This window comes from Paenibacillus amylolyticus (genome assembly GCF_001570725.1).
Classification (GTDB): Bacteria; Bacillota; Bacilli; order Paenibacillales; family Paenibacillaceae; genus Paenibacillus; species Paenibacillus amylolyticus_A.
Genome location: NZ_BCNV01000005.1, coordinates 598,933 through 613,891, shown reverse-complemented (window position 1 = coordinate 613,891; position 14,959 = coordinate 598,933). Strand labels below are relative to the sequence as shown.

Sequence of the window (14,959 nt, the reverse complement as noted above, 5' to 3'; positions counted from 1 at the left end):
TGGACAAAATTAGACTCGTGTATTGGATTATTTTAAACCTTAATCCTGCCGTAGATGTCCTCTCGAACGACTCATTCCGTGATACTGCTTGAATTGCCTGATATACGAGGTTGTCCCTTCCGCATCTCCCCAGGTGAAACTCCGAAATGCTTCTTGAATACCCGATAGAAGTAGGACACATCCTCATAACCCGCCATCTCGGCAATATGCTTGAATGGAATCTGTTCATCCATCACCCATTCCTTCGCTCGCGTCATACGTAACTGGACTACATAGTCGGTCACATTCACCTCATATTCTTTCTTGAATACCTTGCTGAGATATTCTTTACTGACAAAAAAGATTTGGGCGAGCTGCTCCAGTGTAATCATCTCCATACAGTGCTGCTCAATGTATTGCTTCACCTCGTCCAGGTTCAGCTTGTTCTTGAATTTACGCTGCGCAATCAGCTGCTCCAAAGCCTGGTAGTACGGCGTGGATATCCAATCGATTGTGGATTCGATGGAAGCGAGCGCTGTCGAAGGAGGTAGCGCCGTTGCCACTGGCCGCTCGTACAAGCCGTTGGAGACGCACAGTTCATCCAGTAGAGCCTGTAATTCATAGGCTACGCGCCCAAGTTGCCGGGGCCTATGAATCTCGCATCTTTCCAGCTTCTGCTGCAATTGCTGGAACCATTCCCGCAAACTCTGAATGTTCAGGTCATTAAACCGCAAGCGAGCCTGCTGCTGAAACAAAGAGAAATCACCCGCAAACTTAGAGGGATAGGATTCCCATGATTCAGGCGCTGATTCAACCTTTTCCAATTCTTTTGCACATTTGGCAAGTACACCATTCAGTTCATCCGGATTCACCGGTTTCAGCAGATAATCAGCAGCCCGATGCCGGATCGCGTGTTTTGCATAATTGAAGTCGTCATATCCACTCACCACGATCACCTTGATCTGTGGGTATTGTCCGCTCAGCGTCTGTAGCAGCTCCACACCGTCTGTGCCTGGCATCCGCATGTCCGTAATGATAATGTGAGGCTGATGCTGCTTGACCAGTTGTATAGCCTGCTCGCCATCCTCTGCCTCACCTGCAACAGTCATGCCGAGTTCATCCCAATCCCCGAGGTTGCGCAAAATATCCCGATTCCACGGTTCATCGTCCACCAACAGCACTCTGTAAAGTTCCTTGTTCACAAGGCTTCGCCTCCTGTATTGCAGGGAATTCGTACCGTAACGCTCGTCCCCTGTCCGTATTCACTTTCCATGCTCATCCCATATTTAGGTCCAAAATGCATTATAATTCGTGAGGCCGCATTGACCAGTCCAATACTTGTACCTGAACTCCATACTCGATCTGCCTGCCGGGTAAGCCGCTCCAGTCTGGACTGCATTTCCCCTAGTTTCTCAGCATCCATACCCACACCGTTATCACGAATTCGAATGGTTACATCTGTAGGTTCACAGACGACCTCAATGCCCAGTTTCCACTCACCCTGCTTCTTCTCCAATCCATGTAAAAATGCGTTCTCCACAATCGGTTGCAGAGACAACTTGGGAATATAACACGCCCCAAGTTCCCCGGTAATCTCCAGGGTATATTCAAGCCTGCCGGCAAAACGTTGCTTCTGAATCAGCATATAATGCTCCAGCTGGTCCAGTTCAGACTGTAGGGGTACCAGTCCATCCGGCGCTCGTACAATATAACGAAACATCTCGCTCAAGGCTCGAATGACTTTGTAACTGTCTGCCGGTTTTTGCGAGTAGACCATGCCGCCAATCATCTGCAACGTGTTTTGCAGAAAATGCGGATGGATCTGGGACTGCAATGCTTTGAGCTCAGCCGTCTGCTTCTCCAGATTCATGAGGTAATTGTCCCTTATATGTTCCCGAATACGACTAGCCATGCCGTGCAGATTTTTCTCCAGCAGACCAATCTCATCTACCCGACCGCTTCGTACCACTTCCCTGTCCTTGATCAGCTGGATACCCTTCATGGAATTCGCCAGTCTGATAATAGGCTTCGATGTACGCCAGGCCACGAACCCAGCTATTCCTACAGAAATGACGGTTGCCAGGCCTCCCACAACTAATCCGTATTTCATCGTCTCCAAGGCACTTTCGTTAATAACATGGTCAGGTACAATCTTGATCACACGTAGTCCTGACGGCTCAATGGAATGAAAGAATACGTATTCCTTGGCTGTACGAATGAAGCCCGAACTTTCTTTGGTGCTTGCTAATTTCTCCAGTGCTTCGGCAGACGGCTGAATCTCTTGATTTGGCTGATAGACCGGACTACCCGTATTGTCCGCAATGTATACCGCATAGTCTCCCCGGCTATCCAGCAGCTCCAGGGTCTGATTGAACTCAGCCCACTTGACCTCCAGACTGATGGCCCCAATCTGTGCCTGATCCTCAAAGCGGTTCATGCTGCGGGTCATGTGAAACTTTTGCGGATCGTCCGGATCATTGATAATCGTAAAATCTTTATGTTGTGCAAAAAGCTCATGATATCCTTCCGGTATCTCCGATACCGCCTTGATGCGGGAATCCATGGAGTTGAAGGTGAACAGGGTGTCCAATTCCTTCAGGTACAGTTCAACGCCAAATACATAATTGCCAGCCGAATAGTATACACTGTTGAGCATATTGAACATGGCCTTCTGTTCATCAAATCGACTGGCTGCCGGCGCTTCCTGGTTCAACGCCAGATATTGATGCAATTCGTCACTGATCTGAATCGAATAGATAATATTGTTCATACGAGCGAACTGTTCACCCAGATAGATGGAGGCCCAGTTCATGTTCGCCCGGTTGGTCTCCATAATCTCCTCTTCCATGGAAGAGCGGGTATTTTCGGCTGCCATGGCGGTCATGGCAATGACGGGTAGAACAGCCAGCAGCGTCATGGTCAAAATCAATTTATTGCGAATGCTGCGTTTGAAAGGATCTGTCAGCTTCCGATAACATTCGGTAAACACAGCGCATCCACTCCTGAGCTAAAATAGACAAACGCCCCAGCATGGAAGCCGAGGGCGCTTTGGTCTTTATATTCGTTTGGAAATGTTAAAATATCACGTTATACAATAGATTGAATGGTTACACGAGATCACTACGTGGTCAGAACAACCTTCTGATCGCTGTTATCACCGGATTTTTTTGATTCCCTTTTTCTAAGGAAAAAATCCGTTGATAAAGGCGAACGCGTCGCTTCCTCAGGTTATTTCTGCCCTCTCCGTTAACGTGCACATGTTAAATTCAACTTATCTACCTATATTTATTATTTCCTATTATTGTTCAATGATCCGTATGCCCCATGGCTCCAATTCGATCTTCTCTCCCGCAACAATCGGGGTTCCTGCCAGAAGTTCGGTCCCTTCCCCGTAAGCATTCACGAAGGATGTTGCCTCATCCGCATAATTGAAATAGTAGCGGATCGTGTTCCCTTGATCGTTCACACCTGTCTTCACAATGATAGGAAAAGCCATCTCCTGATCAGCTCCCCACACGCCCGCTTCCCTCATAACACGTTCCAATACCTTACGGATCACCGCAGAACTGGTATAACATCCGACATAGGTTGCTTTGCCTTTTCCATAAGCATTCTGGGTAATTGCCGCATATTCACCCCAATGCGGATGATCATACCAAGCGAGTACTTCAGCCGTTGTCGGTGTAATTAGTTCCATCCAGGTGTGAACCTGGTTTTGCTCCTCACCAACCTCGAATGGATCATCGCGCAGCGAGACATGTTTTGGCTCTACAAAAAGGTTATAGCTGATCCCGCATGCCTCACTGATCAGGCCGGGCTGGCGAGCAGAGCGTACCTTGATATGCTCATTTGCGAATCCGCTTTTGAACGAGTAGACGATATGTCCGCCATCCTGTACGAATTGATTCAATTTTTCCAGCAATGCATCAGAAGCAGCATACAGAGCAGGTACAACGAGTACGTCATACTCCGCATAACTCTCAACCGATGGATCGATCAGGTCACAGCCAATGTTCATCTTGTACAATTCATCGTACATCCAGCGCACCACGTCATTGTAGTTCTTGTCACTGGTGAAGTTAAACCCGAACCATTTGATCGATGTCAGCGCCTCATTGCTGAACAGCACAGCCACCCGATTCGTTTTCTTCAGATTCACAAGCTTCGGACTGAGACGAGCAAAATCCCTGCCAATCGTCTTCGCTTCGTTGTACACCGGATTCGGTTCAAAGTCATGACTGAGCAATCCTTTCCAATACGTCTCAAACGAATTGTGCAACGAATGCCAGTGCCAGTAGGCGACCATGTTCGCTCCTGATGCCAAATGACTGAATGCCTGCAAACGCAGTTGCCCCGGGTAGGGAACCCAATGCCAGAACGCCTGCGCTTCGGTCTCCAGTACCAGATAGTTCGATTGTTTGGTCGAACGCGCCACATCCCCGCCGAATGAAATCTCAATGCCGGTCAGATCATCCTGGGAAGGATGGTAGATGTCCACACTGGTGATGTCAAAAGGTTTCGATGCGGCAAAATGATCCACATCCCCCTGAATGCCGTAGGAATATCCACGCCAATCGAAGTCAAAATTCTGGGTAACAAACTGTCCTTCCTGTTTGTATTCATTCACAATCCCCACTTGCCAAGCCAAAAATTGGGTTACCAGCTGCCGCTGGAACTTGGCAAATTCAGCACCCAGACTGCCGTTAATCGTTCCTACAACAGACGGGAAGTCTTCCCAGCTATTGATCCGATTACTCCAGTAGTCGAGGCCAAATTCCTTGTTAAGCTCATCCAGTGAGCTGAACTTGTTACGCATGTATTTGACGAATTGCAGTTGTACATTATCTCCGGCCGTATTGTAATGCTTCGTCTCGTTATCTGTCTGATAACCGATTACTGCTGGATGTGTGCTCACTCGAGAGATCAGCTTGCGGATGATCCGCTCGGCATAGAATAGATAGGTTGGATGTGTAATATCCATGATCTGTCTTGCGCCGTATTTGCCAGGTCCCTGTGAGGTGGTAGCCAGCACGTCCGGATGTTCCTTCACCATCCATGTAGGAACAGCATACGTTGGTGTCCCAACGATGACCTGAATCCCTGCCTCATGCATGGCATCCAGCACACGATCCACGGAAGAGAAGTCAAATACGCCATTCTGCGGTTCATGGGTACTCCAGGTTGATTCTGCAATGCGGACCACGTTGATTCCTGCATCCTTCATCATCTGAATGTCCTTGTCCAATCTTTCGTAAGGCATATATTCATCATAGTAGGCTACCCCATATAATAATTTATCCATGATTTAATCTCCTTTTTGTCGGGAAAATGTAATGATCTTGACGTGTGCACGAGTTGACATATTCCAACTCAAAATGGTAGCGTTTACATTATTATCGGTTGAGGAACTTGGATTGTTCAGTAACCCCTTCAAATGCTGATTCGTACCATGGATTATCCATGGTTGCGTTAAACTGATTATAATGAAGTATACTAAAGGTGCCGATTGTACAAGGCGAGTTGTTTTTACCCTTTTCCGAGGTGAATGTTATGGATATTCGATCACAGCTCCGAGAAATGCCTCACCATACGTTGGCCCATTGGCTACCTATTATCGACTGTAACATCAAATTTTATGGCGCGCACAGCCAACAAGTTCCATATGGATGGGCGATGCCGGAGGAATCACATCCGGGCTTTGAGATTATGTTGATTATCGAAGGCACACAAGAAAGTGTGATTCATGGTTATACCTATACCGTAGAGGAAGGTTCCATTCTTCTCATCCCTCCCGGGTTCAAACATACGAATCAATGTGTATCCACGAAAGGCATGACTTATTTCAGCGCTCATTTTAATGTGGATGATCCGGTCTTCACTCTGAAGCTGATGTCACAGCATAGCCAAATCTACGCAGCAGGTACGACAGATAACAGGAAGATGCGCGTTGTGCTGGAGAGTTGGATGGGCATGATTAACGTATCTGAGGCCTATACATCCACCGACAAAATGATCATGCAGGCACGCATGTTTGAACTGTTCGCCCTGTTGTCTCAAGCCGCTGATAACAAACCGGAGGCCGCTTCTTCCGTTGCTGCTTCACACGCGCCAGCCCCTACAGCCATGCATTATGCAGGAGCTATAGCCGAGGCGATCAAGCAGGCCTTCTATGCCCAGCTTCGAACCAAGGAAGACAGTGTATCCACGGTCAAAGTGGAGCAGATTATCTCCTCGTTTGGCATCAGTCCGGGATATGGTTTGCAGGTCTTTCGAAAGGTATATGGGAGATCGCCCAGGGCATACCTGTCCAGCTTGAAGTTGCAGGAGGCCAAAGTGCTGATCGAACAGCCCGAGCTGTCACTCGGTGAAATTGCGTGGAAGCTCGGCTATACTCACCTGTCTCATTTCAGCAGACAATTCAAACGTTGGACAGGCCAAAGCCCGCTTCAATATCGCAATCATCATGCAGATGCTTCTGGCGATCCTGTATCCTACAGATCTGAATCGAGCCCAGAATCTTGATTACGGATACGTTCGTATTCTTCCGGCGTGTTCATATTACTCAATTGCATCGCAACTTGATGAACGCCCGCTCTCTCAAGCTCTTCAGCTTCGACATATCGGCAACCGATCTCTTCAAGCCATCGCATGACTCGAAGATGATCCTGCATCAGGCACTGCTCCAGATCAGGGAGCACTCGCTTGTGATAAGCACCTGCAAGCGGATGGACACGCCCATCCACGCGTGAAACGATAGCAGAATAAGAGTCATGCGACCCGGCCAGCTTTTTTATCCCATCAAAAAATGACGTTTGCAGGAGCGGCATATCGCAGGCGCAGACCAGATTCCATTCCGTACCGGAAGCCTCCAGTGCCGCGTGAAGACCCGCGAGTGGTCCCTTCCCCGGATAGTGATCTTGGACGCAGTCGTAGCCCATTTCGCCGTAGGTTGTCACGTTGGGTCCAGCAGCCACGATGATACGGGATACGGCGGGTCTCATGGCCTTTGTGACATGTTCCAGTACAACGGAACCGTTCAGTTCCAGCATGGCCTTGTTGGTCCCCATGCGACTGGATAAACCTCCTGCCAATATGATGCCTGTCCATTCCCTCGCGCTCATGATGTATTGCTCCCTTCTGATAACGATGTGGGCTTGTTATATCAATCGATCAACATTTTCTATAGATTGAATCCCCTTTCAACAAATGATACATTGAACAATATGCATTTGAAAGGAATGGCTTAATTGGACAGACCTGTACCTTCAAGAGGCAATCCCTCATTGGTTTCTCTGAAACTATATAACTTTTTCATATATGGCGCCATTTCTATCTTTGCCGGATTCCTGCAGCTCTACCTGCAAGAGATTGGTATGACCAAACTGGAGATTGGTAGTCTGATGGCGATTGGACCCTTTGTATCCTTGTTCGCCAACCCGTTCTGGGGCTTCTGGAGCGATAAATCTCGCAATATTCGCATCATCCTGATGATTATGATGGGAGGCACATTTGTGCTCGCCCAGGGTGTGTTCTATGCGCCCAGTTATACGTGGATCTATGTAGCCATGATTTTCTTTTATTTTTTTCAGAGTCCATTATTCGCCCAGACGAACAGTCTGATTCTCGGATATATCGATGGTACGAGCCAGAAATTTGGGGCATTCCGGCTCTGGGGTTCACTCGGCTGGGCGCTGACTGCTGTCGCTGCTGGACCGCTCATTGACCGTTTTGGCATCGGCAGTGTATCCATTATATTTGCGTGCATGATTGCCGCAGCCTTTGTATTATCCGTATTTCTGCCCAGACAGCCGATCGCTTCGGATACCCCCGTGGTTACTTTTCGGCGGTTTGGCAAAGTCATGTTCAATCCGTATTTTATGACATTTATCGGCCTGGGTGTACTCGTATCGGTGCCCAATGCGATGAACAGTACATTTATGTCGCTATATATTGTAGAGATGGGTGGCGACAAACAGATGGTCGGCTGGGCCATTTTCACTTCATCCATTCTCGAAGTCGGCGTATTCCTGCTGCTCGACCGCTTGCTCAAACGCAAAATGAGCATGCTCCTGGCATCGCTCATCCTGATCAGTCTACTGTTTGCACTGCGCTGGCAGCTCATGGCACTGGCTACCAATCCGATGGAAATTGTATTCATTCAGCTGATGCACTCCATTACATTCGGTGGGTACTTCTATGTAGGTACGCAATTGACCATGCTGTTCATTCCAAGACCCTATCGTTCCTCCGGTCAAGCGGTCTACACGATGGCTTGGGGCGGTCTCTCCGGCGTGATTGCCGGTCTGTTCGGCGGCTGGTTGTTCCAAAGCTTCGGTGCGGAAATCATGTATAGCATTGGCGTATTCTTCTCGCTCATCGGCGCAGTTGGATTCGGCATCATGTGGTTGTCTAACCGCCGTAACGGTTATCAGCCGGTTGTGTTGACGGAGATGGGCAGTATGGATGAGGACAGATAATCTTTTGTTGCAGGCTATTCGAACGTTAAAGTTACACTAGGGCACTCCGATGACAGAACAACCTTCTGATCGCTGTTACCTCCGGATTTTTTTGATTCCCTTTTCAAAGGGTAAAATCCGGAGATAAAGGCGAACGCTTCGCTTCTTCAGGTTATTTCTGTCCTCTCCGTTAGGGTGTAACATCAGCGTACAAAAAACCGAAACAAAAGATTATGGATAGGTGCAGTAAAGAGAAAAGGCGTCTAAGGTTTGTTGCCCTAACGAACCTTAGACGCCTTATTTATAGCAATTTCACGAAATTCTAAAGCTAAGGAATCTCAGCCACGTTATTTCGCGTAAAAGACGCTGAAAACCCCAAAAAGACAAGCCAAATGAGGAAATAAGGTGTCTACGATTCGTTACGTTGCTGGAATGCCCGAATACACTTAAATAACGTGTCTTCGGTTCGTTAGATACTTGCCTCATACGCACGTCTATGGTCTCTGTTCATGTTCATGTTCATGTTCATGTTCATGTTCATGTTCATGTTCATGTGAAATTGTATTACTAAGTCTAAAACAGGAACTGGCTAGATCCAGAAAAACAAAAGGGCATCTTTCGCCATGATCATGACGAAAGATGCCCTTACTTTTACTTATAACTTGGCTGCTTACCAGTACTCTGATGAACAGGCCATAAATTTCTTCCAGCGGCCTTATGCTTTCGGCAGTTGGAATGAGCTTTTCAGGGATACGACCCGGTTAAATACCGGACGACCTGGCTCGGAGTGTTTCGGATCTACACTAAAGTAACCGTGACGGAAGAATTGGAATTTATCCTGAGCGTTCGCTTCCTTCATCTCTTGTTCCACAAACCCGTTAACAATCTCAAGGGAGTTCGGGTTCAATTGATCCAGGAACGTTTTCTCCGGTTGCTCTTCCACAACCTCAGCTTCAGCCCCAGCTACTGCCACTTCTACCTCTGCTTCCGGTGCTTCATCCAGGATCAAAGGCTCATACAGACGGAATTCAGCAGGTACCGCTTGAGTCGCTTCTACCCAGTGGATCGTTCCTTTGACTTTACGGCCTGTGAATCCACTGCCGCTCTTCGTCTCCACATCATAGGTACAGTGAATCTCGGTTACATTACCTTCTGCATCCTTGATCACATCATTACATTTGATGAAGTATGCATGTTTCAGACGAACTTCGTTGCCAGGGAACAAACGGAAGTATTTGTTCGGCGGATTTTCCATGAAATCGTCTTGTTCAATATAAATCTCACGGGAGAACGGAATTTGGCGATTGCCCATCTCTGGGTTCTCCACATTGTTCTCTGCTTCAAGCCATTCGACTTGCCCTTCAGGGTAGTTGGTAATGACCACTTTGAGCGGGTGCAGGACAGCCATTGTGCGCGGAGCTTTCAGTTTCAAGTCTTCACGTACAAAATGCTCCAGCGTTTGCAGGTCGATAACCCCTTGGCTCTTCGAAATGCCTGTCTCAAATACGAAATCACGAATGGCTTCCGGTGTATATCCCCGACGGCGCAGACCCGAAATCGTTGGCATGCGTGGATCATCCCATCCATCCACATGTCCTTCGTCCACGAGCAGTTTCAGCTTCCGCTTGCTTGTCACCATCTGGGACAGGTTCAGGCGGCCAAATTCGTATTGACGTGGTTGGCTCTCCATCTCACATTCCGCAATAACCCAATCATAGAACGGGCGTTGATCCTCGAACTCTAGGGAACAAAGGGAATGCGTTACACCTTCAATGGCATCTTCGAGCGGGTGAGCAAAGGCATACATTGGATAGATACACCATTTGTCGCCGGTGTTATGATGGTGTGCATGTGAAATCCGGTAAATAACCGGATCGCGCAGGTTGATATTCGGTGCAGACATATCGATCTTGGCACGCAACACTTTCTCCCCGTTCTTGAATTCGCCTGCACGCATGCGTGTGAACAGGTCGAGATTCTCTTCCACCGAACGATCACGGTACGGGCTGTTCTTGCCCGGCTCCGTTAGCGTTCCGCGCATTTGACGGATTTCATCGGCGCTTTGGTCGTCGATGTAGGCTTTTCCTTTTTCAATCAACAAGACAGCACGCTTGTACATCTCATCAAAATAATCCGAGGCAAAACGTTTCTCGTTCCACTCGTATCCGAGCCATTTCACGTCTTCCTGGATTGATTGAACGTACTCTACATCTTCCTTGACCGGGTTCGTGTCATCAAAGCGCAGATTCGTTTTGCCGCCAAATTCGCCGCCCAGCGTAAAGTTAATCCAGATCGCCTTGGCATGGCCGATATGCAGATAACCGTTCGGTTCCGGAGGAAAACGGGTAATAACTTCCTGGACTTTCCCTGACCGGAGATCTTCGGTAATAATATTTTTGATAAAGTTAGGTGGGGTTGTACGATTGTCCACAGGTATCAAACCTTTCATGAATTGATTGGAGCTTTCGGGAATTGCAGCAATTCCGGCTATAATTCCTTTATAACGAAGTCATTTCCTGAAAAAAACTGTTTTCTTGGAAAGTTTCGTACGCGTTTCATTTAAATATACCTTTAACGGGGGAGGAGTTCAATAAAGAACGGCACCAAAGTCAGGATCAGCCGTGCATAAATAGGCCCAAAACCATTTTGACGGGTTCGCTCGAATCATGTAGCATGATAGTAAAAACAAATTAAAGGGAGGGTTTCCCATTCCAACGAGCTCGCTTAAACTGACCAAAGAACAACAGGATGAAGCCATTCGCACCATACAGTCGTATTTCGAAGAGGAACGTGGCGAAGAACTCGGCGATCTAGCCGCTTGGGGTGTCCTCGACCTGTTCATGACACAGCTCGCTCCCTACATATATAATCAGGCACTCCGTGACGCACGCACAACAGTCAATCAACGCATGGCCTCAATGGAAGAAGACCTGTTTGCACTGGAGCAAAAGTTACCCAAGACTTCCCGTTAATCCACCAAAACTAAACCCATACTATACAAAGAAAGAAGGTTGCATTCATGTTTACCTATTCATTGGATGAATATACCGAACTCCGGCCACTGGCCATGGAACATACCAAACCGCTGTTCGAACTGACGGATCGTTCGCGGGATCAACTGCGACATTGGTTGCCGTGGGTGGATCATGTCACAGAAGTGGAACACACCTCAAACTTCATTACCAACGCGTTAAAACAAGGTGCCGAGAATGGCGGATTCACCGCCGGAGTATGGTCAAAAGGGGATCTAGCCGGCGTCATTGGATTCCACGAGATTAACTGGACCAACCGCTCGGTAAGCATCGGATATTGGCTTGGCAAAGGTTTTGAGGGTCAGGGCTTGATGACAAGCGCTTGTCGCGTTCTGGTTGATTATGCTCTGGTGACCCTGGATCTGAATCGCGTCGAGATTCGCTCGGCAACGAATAACAAACGGAGTCGCGCTATCCCTGAAAGACTCGGATTTGTTCTCGAGGGGGTCATTCGTCAGGCAGAGAAACTGCCTAAAGGTTACGTGAACCATGCGGTGTACGGCATGCTTCAGCATGAATGGGAACTCTTGCGCTAATTCGCCTACATAATGAATCGGGAGTGTTTTCTCCCAACATAATGGATCAACACGAATACCCTCGATCTCCACAGAATGTGGTGACAGAGGGTATTTTATTGTATCCATGACTTTTATAGGGCTCGGACCATGCCACCATCCACGATCAATGAGGTGCCTGTAATGTACGTATTGGCCCCGGATAACAGGAATACCACCGCTTTGGCAAATTCCTCTGGTTGACCATAACGGCCCAGTGGAATCTCTTTACGGAATTGGTCAGATACCTCTTCCTCACTGATTCCATTCTGCTCAGCCCGTGCTGCATCCAGCTCACGTATACGGTCTGTTGCAATACGTCCCGGCGCCACCGTGTTGATCAAAATTCCGTATGGAGCCAGCTCCTGGGATAACGTCTTCGCCAATCCAAACACGCCAGTACGGAACGTGTTGGACAGCACCAGACCCGGAATGGGCTGTTTCACCGAAGTTGAAGCGATATTGACAATGTGTCCTCCGCTTTCTTTCATATAAGGAAGAGCGCCACGAATCAGCCTTACATAACTGAGCACATTTAATTCAAATGCACGTTCCCAATCTTCATCCGTCAGTGACTCAAATGAACCCGATGGCGGGCCACCCGAATTGTTCACCAGAATATCAATCTGTCCAAACAGCTCCGCTGTCTTGTGAATAAGAGCCTCAATATCTTCCTTGCGTGTCACATCGGTTGCACAATATTCCACACGTCCACCACCACCAAGCGCCAGAAGCTCCTGCTTCACTGCTGCGAGCTTTTCTTCGCTCCGGCTGGCAAGCATGACGTCAGCACCTTCTGCTGCCAATTGAGCGGCTATCGCTTTGCCCAGTCCTCGACTGGAAGCCAGCACCAGTGCTTTTTTACCTTGAAGTCCCATGTCCATCGTTGTTCCTCCTCCTCAGCTAGTTTCTATTTGGTCTGGATAAAATAACCCATAAGAATATCGTCCACATACTTGTCTCCGATATAAAACTCGGATACCAACCTGCCTTCCGTCACGAATCCACACTGTGTATAAAACGTAATCGCTCCCGGATTGCTGGAAAGTACGCGTAGCCTGAGCTTGCGAACGCCTTGTTCGATCGCATGCTGCTTGATGGCATCCATCAACGCTGTAGCAATGCCACACCGCCGATCATGAGGATGAACCGCAATATGAATCTCGTAGACATGACGGTTGACGGGCATACCTGTGGCTGGCTGAAAGCCCACATAACCACATACCCGCTCTCCCTGCACCGCAATCAATTGGCTGCCTGGCGGACAATGCTGCAGATATTGCTGTCTGGAGCGCCAATGCATCGGTGCAGGAGAGGTATATTTGTCCCATACCAGGGTGTCCAACTCCATTAGCTGGGCGGCATCTTTAATTTCGGATGGACGAATCGTAAATGTATGGCTGGTAAGCATAATGATTCAACCTTTCGTGCTATAGTCGACAACGCTGTACGTTACAACGTCGGGAAAGTTTAGAAAATGAAGATTATTAAAAACTTAACATATATCGTTCGTTCGCTTCACTGATTATAATTCTTTGCTCTATATATTGTAGCATAGCCTCAGCTTCGACTAAAATTCCACTCGATATTGAACCTTTTATTAAAATGAGATAAACACTTAACCTTGCCGTAACGTCATGGTTTATACTGGTTCGATAAGGAGGGGATGCATGATGAATATCAAAGAGGCAGCAAGCAGGCTTGGTATATCGGCGAGAGCCATTCGCTTTTATGAGGAAAAAGGATTAATTCTACCCGCCAAACAGTCCAGTAACGGGTATCGTACCTATACCGAGAATGATATCTGGCGGCTTCAGACCATTGCTGCGCTGCGTGAGATTGGCATGTCCCTGCAGGATATTACACACGCGCTAGGAGAGATTGATCAGGGGAACCAGCAGCGGCTGGAAGAATATCTGGAGCTGCAACAGGCCGTCATGTATGCCCAGTGGATTGAGCTGAAACGTATGATGGATACAACCCAGCGCATGATTGACCTGAATCGTCAGGACGGTCCACTGGATGTCAGCCATCTGCACGACCTTGCGGACAGTGCACGGCGCCTGCGTGAAGCACGGCAGAACTGGCACGATCGGTGGAATTATGACACGCAGGCAGCCATCCACGATCAGCGAGTACAGGCAGAAGGAAGAGTCAGTACTGGACAATTCATTTCAGAGGATAGGCATTCTTCGGATGAAGCCTTTCCCATAAGCGATGAGCATGAAGTTTCACATCTACACCAGGATAAAGATCATTCCACGCCGAGCAAATCCAAGGATATGGTACAGTCTACCTTTTATCTGTATCACAACTATGACGAAGCGCTCGAACAGACAGCTCATTGGATCTCTCCCGCCCTTGGTGAGAAAGGACTCGATATTGGTACAGGCACAGGTAATCTGGCTGGGAAACTGCTACAGCACGGCGCAGACATGACCGCAATCGATCAGTCCCGGGAGATGCTGCGTAGATGCCGTACTAAATATCCCGAGATGCATGTGAAGCTTGGAAATTTCCTCGCTCTGCCTTTTGCTGATCATTCCTTCGACTTTGTTGTATCCAGCTTCGCCTTCCATCATCTGAGTCCAGACCAGCAACTACTGGCCTTACAGGAGATGCAGCGGGTTTTAACCTCACGCGGGCGTATCGGTCTAACGGATTTGATGTTTGTTGATGCGACTCACCGTGATTCCTATATCCGGCAGGCAGAAACCACAGGACACGAGGAACAGCTGCGCGCCTTGCACGAGCGTCACTTCCCTCTGCTGGGTGAGCTATGCGGCTGGCTGGAGCAACAGGGGTACGTAACCAAGCATGTACGGCATAATGAGTTGTTGCATACGTTGCTGGCGGTTCCACTGCGGTAATCGGATCATGAGCATATGCCAAAAAGGCCATCCCGCCTTGAAGAAAGGAGGATGACCTTGGTATACAT

At 48.2% G+C, this 14,959-nt stretch carries 12 protein-coding genes; 5 read left to right on the top strand and 7 right to left on the bottom strand.

All coding sequences use genetic code 11. From position 1 onward, the window contains the following. Positions 1 to 71 precede the first annotated feature (71 nt). The 3 genes from PAHA3_RS22620 to PAHA3_RS22610 form a co-directional block, all read right to left on the bottom strand. Positions 72 to 1,181 (bottom strand): response regulator, encoded by a 1,110-nt coding sequence (locus PAHA3_RS22620; protein WP_062836911.1) that lies wholly within the window; start codon positions 1,179 to 1,181, stop codon positions 72 to 74. Next, the gene (locus PAHA3_RS22615; protein WP_062836910.1) at positions 1,178 to 2,968 is read right to left on the bottom strand and encodes a sensor histidine kinase; all 1,791 of its coding nucleotides are present in this window, start codon (positions 2,966 to 2,968) and stop codon (positions 1,178 to 1,180) included. Before PAHA3_RS22615 ends, PAHA3_RS22620 begins: the two co-directional genes overlap by 4 nt. A gap of 309 nt (positions 2,969 to 3,277) precedes the next feature. Next, complete coding sequence (locus PAHA3_RS22610) at positions 3,278 to 5,281, bottom strand: beta-galactosidase (protein WP_062836909.1); 2,004 nt, start codon at positions 5,279 to 5,281, stop codon at positions 3,278 to 3,280. Positions 5,282 to 5,529: 248 nt separating this feature from the next. Here PAHA3_RS22610 and PAHA3_RS22605 point away from each other — a divergent pair, with 248 nt between their 5' ends. Beyond that, the gene (locus PAHA3_RS22605) at positions 5,530 to 6,501 is read left to right on the top strand and encodes an AraC family transcriptional regulator (RefSeq protein ID WP_062836908.1); all 972 of its coding nucleotides are present in this window, start codon (positions 5,530 to 5,532) and stop codon (positions 6,499 to 6,501) included. On the opposite strand, the gene mobA is transcribed toward PAHA3_RS22605, so the two are convergent. Beyond that, positions 6,471 to 7,100, bottom strand: coding sequence for a molybdenum cofactor guanylyltransferase (mobA, locus tag PAHA3_RS22600; protein ID WP_062836907.1), 630 nt, complete (start codon positions 7,098 to 7,100; stop codon positions 6,471 to 6,473). The two genes, PAHA3_RS22605 and mobA, sit on opposite strands and share 31 nt — an antisense overlap. A 162-nt stretch (positions 7,101 to 7,262) precedes the next feature. Between mobA and PAHA3_RS22595 the strand changes: the two genes are divergently transcribed. After that, complete coding sequence (locus tag PAHA3_RS22595; RefSeq protein ID WP_062836906.1) at positions 7,263 to 8,456, top strand: MFS transporter; 1,194 nt, start codon at positions 7,263 to 7,265, stop codon at positions 8,454 to 8,456. A gap of 694 nt (positions 8,457 to 9,150) precedes the next feature. On the opposite strand, the gene PAHA3_RS22590 is transcribed toward PAHA3_RS22595, so the two are convergent. Beyond that, positions 9,151 to 10,884, bottom strand: coding sequence for a glutamine--tRNA ligase/YqeY domain fusion protein (locus tag PAHA3_RS22590; RefSeq protein WP_062836905.1), 1,734 nt, complete (start codon positions 10,882 to 10,884; stop codon positions 9,151 to 9,153). Between the two features lie 259 nt (positions 10,885 to 11,143). Here PAHA3_RS22590 and PAHA3_RS30025 point away from each other — a divergent pair, with 259 nt between their 5' ends. Both PAHA3_RS30025 and PAHA3_RS22585 read left to right on the top strand, forming a co-directional pair. Then, positions 11,144 to 11,407 carry a DUF2164 domain-containing protein gene (locus PAHA3_RS30025; RefSeq protein WP_082762957.1) on the top strand — a complete coding sequence of 88 codons (264 nt, stop codon included), beginning with the start codon at positions 11,144 to 11,146 and terminating at the stop codon, positions 11,405 to 11,407. Positions 11,408 to 11,454: 47 nt separating this feature from the next. Further along, a complete protein-coding gene (locus tag PAHA3_RS22585; protein WP_036612698.1) occupies positions 11,455 to 12,003 on the top strand; it encodes a GNAT family N-acetyltransferase in 549 nt (182 codons plus the stop codon). Between the two features lie 113 nt (positions 12,004 to 12,116). Here the strand turns inward: PAHA3_RS22585 and PAHA3_RS22580 are convergent, their stop codons facing one another. Next, positions 12,117 to 12,905 (bottom strand): SDR family oxidoreductase, encoded by a 789-nt coding sequence (locus PAHA3_RS22580; RefSeq protein ID WP_062836904.1) that lies wholly within the window; start codon positions 12,903 to 12,905, stop codon positions 12,117 to 12,119. Positions 12,906 to 12,931: 26 nt separating this feature from the next. After that, positions 12,932 to 13,432: a GNAT family N-acetyltransferase gene (locus tag PAHA3_RS22575; protein WP_062836903.1), complete on the bottom strand. Its 501-nt coding sequence runs from the start codon at positions 13,430 to 13,432 to the stop codon at positions 12,932 to 12,934. Positions 13,433 to 13,694: 262 nt separating this feature from the next. On the opposite strand from PAHA3_RS22575, the gene PAHA3_RS22570 reads away from it, so the two are divergent. Continuing rightward, positions 13,695 to 14,891, top strand: a complete 1,197-nt coding sequence (locus tag PAHA3_RS22570; RefSeq protein WP_167350928.1) for a methyltransferase domain-containing protein — start codon at positions 13,695 to 13,697, stop codon at positions 14,889 to 14,891. The last annotated feature ends 68 nt before the right edge of the window (positions 14,892 to 14,959 follow it).

What these genes read in the sequence shown, in the direction of transcription:
- PAHA3_RS22610 (WP_062836909.1), bottom strand. Translation starts at nt 5,281, where the DNA reads ATGGATAAATTATTATATGGGGTAGCCTACTATGATGAATATATGCCT.
- PAHA3_RS22605 (WP_062836908.1), top strand. Translation starts at nt 5,530, where the DNA reads ATGGATATTCGATCACAGCTCCGAGAAATGCCTCACCATACGTTGGCC.
- mobA (WP_062836907.1), bottom strand. Translation starts at nt 7,100, where the DNA reads ATGAGCGCGAGGGAATGGACAGGCATCATATTGGCAGGAGGTTTATCC.
- PAHA3_RS22590 (WP_062836905.1), bottom strand. Translation starts at nt 10,884, where the DNA reads ATGAAAGGTTTGATACCTGTGGACAATCGTACAACCCCACCTAACTTT.
- PAHA3_RS22585 (WP_036612698.1), top strand. Translation starts at nt 11,455, where the DNA reads ATGTTTACCTATTCATTGGATGAATATACCGAACTCCGGCCACTGGCC.
- PAHA3_RS22580 (WP_062836904.1), bottom strand. Translation starts at nt 12,905, where the DNA reads ATGGACATGGGACTTCAAGGTAAAAAAGCACTGGTGCTGGCTTCCAGT.
- PAHA3_RS22575 (WP_062836903.1), bottom strand. Translation starts at nt 13,432, where the DNA reads ATGCTTACCAGCCATACATTTACGATTCGTCCATCCGAAATTAAAGAT.
- PAHA3_RS22570 (WP_167350928.1), top strand. Translation starts at nt 13,695, where the DNA reads ATGAATATCAAAGAGGCAGCAAGCAGGCTTGGTATATCGGCGAGAGCC.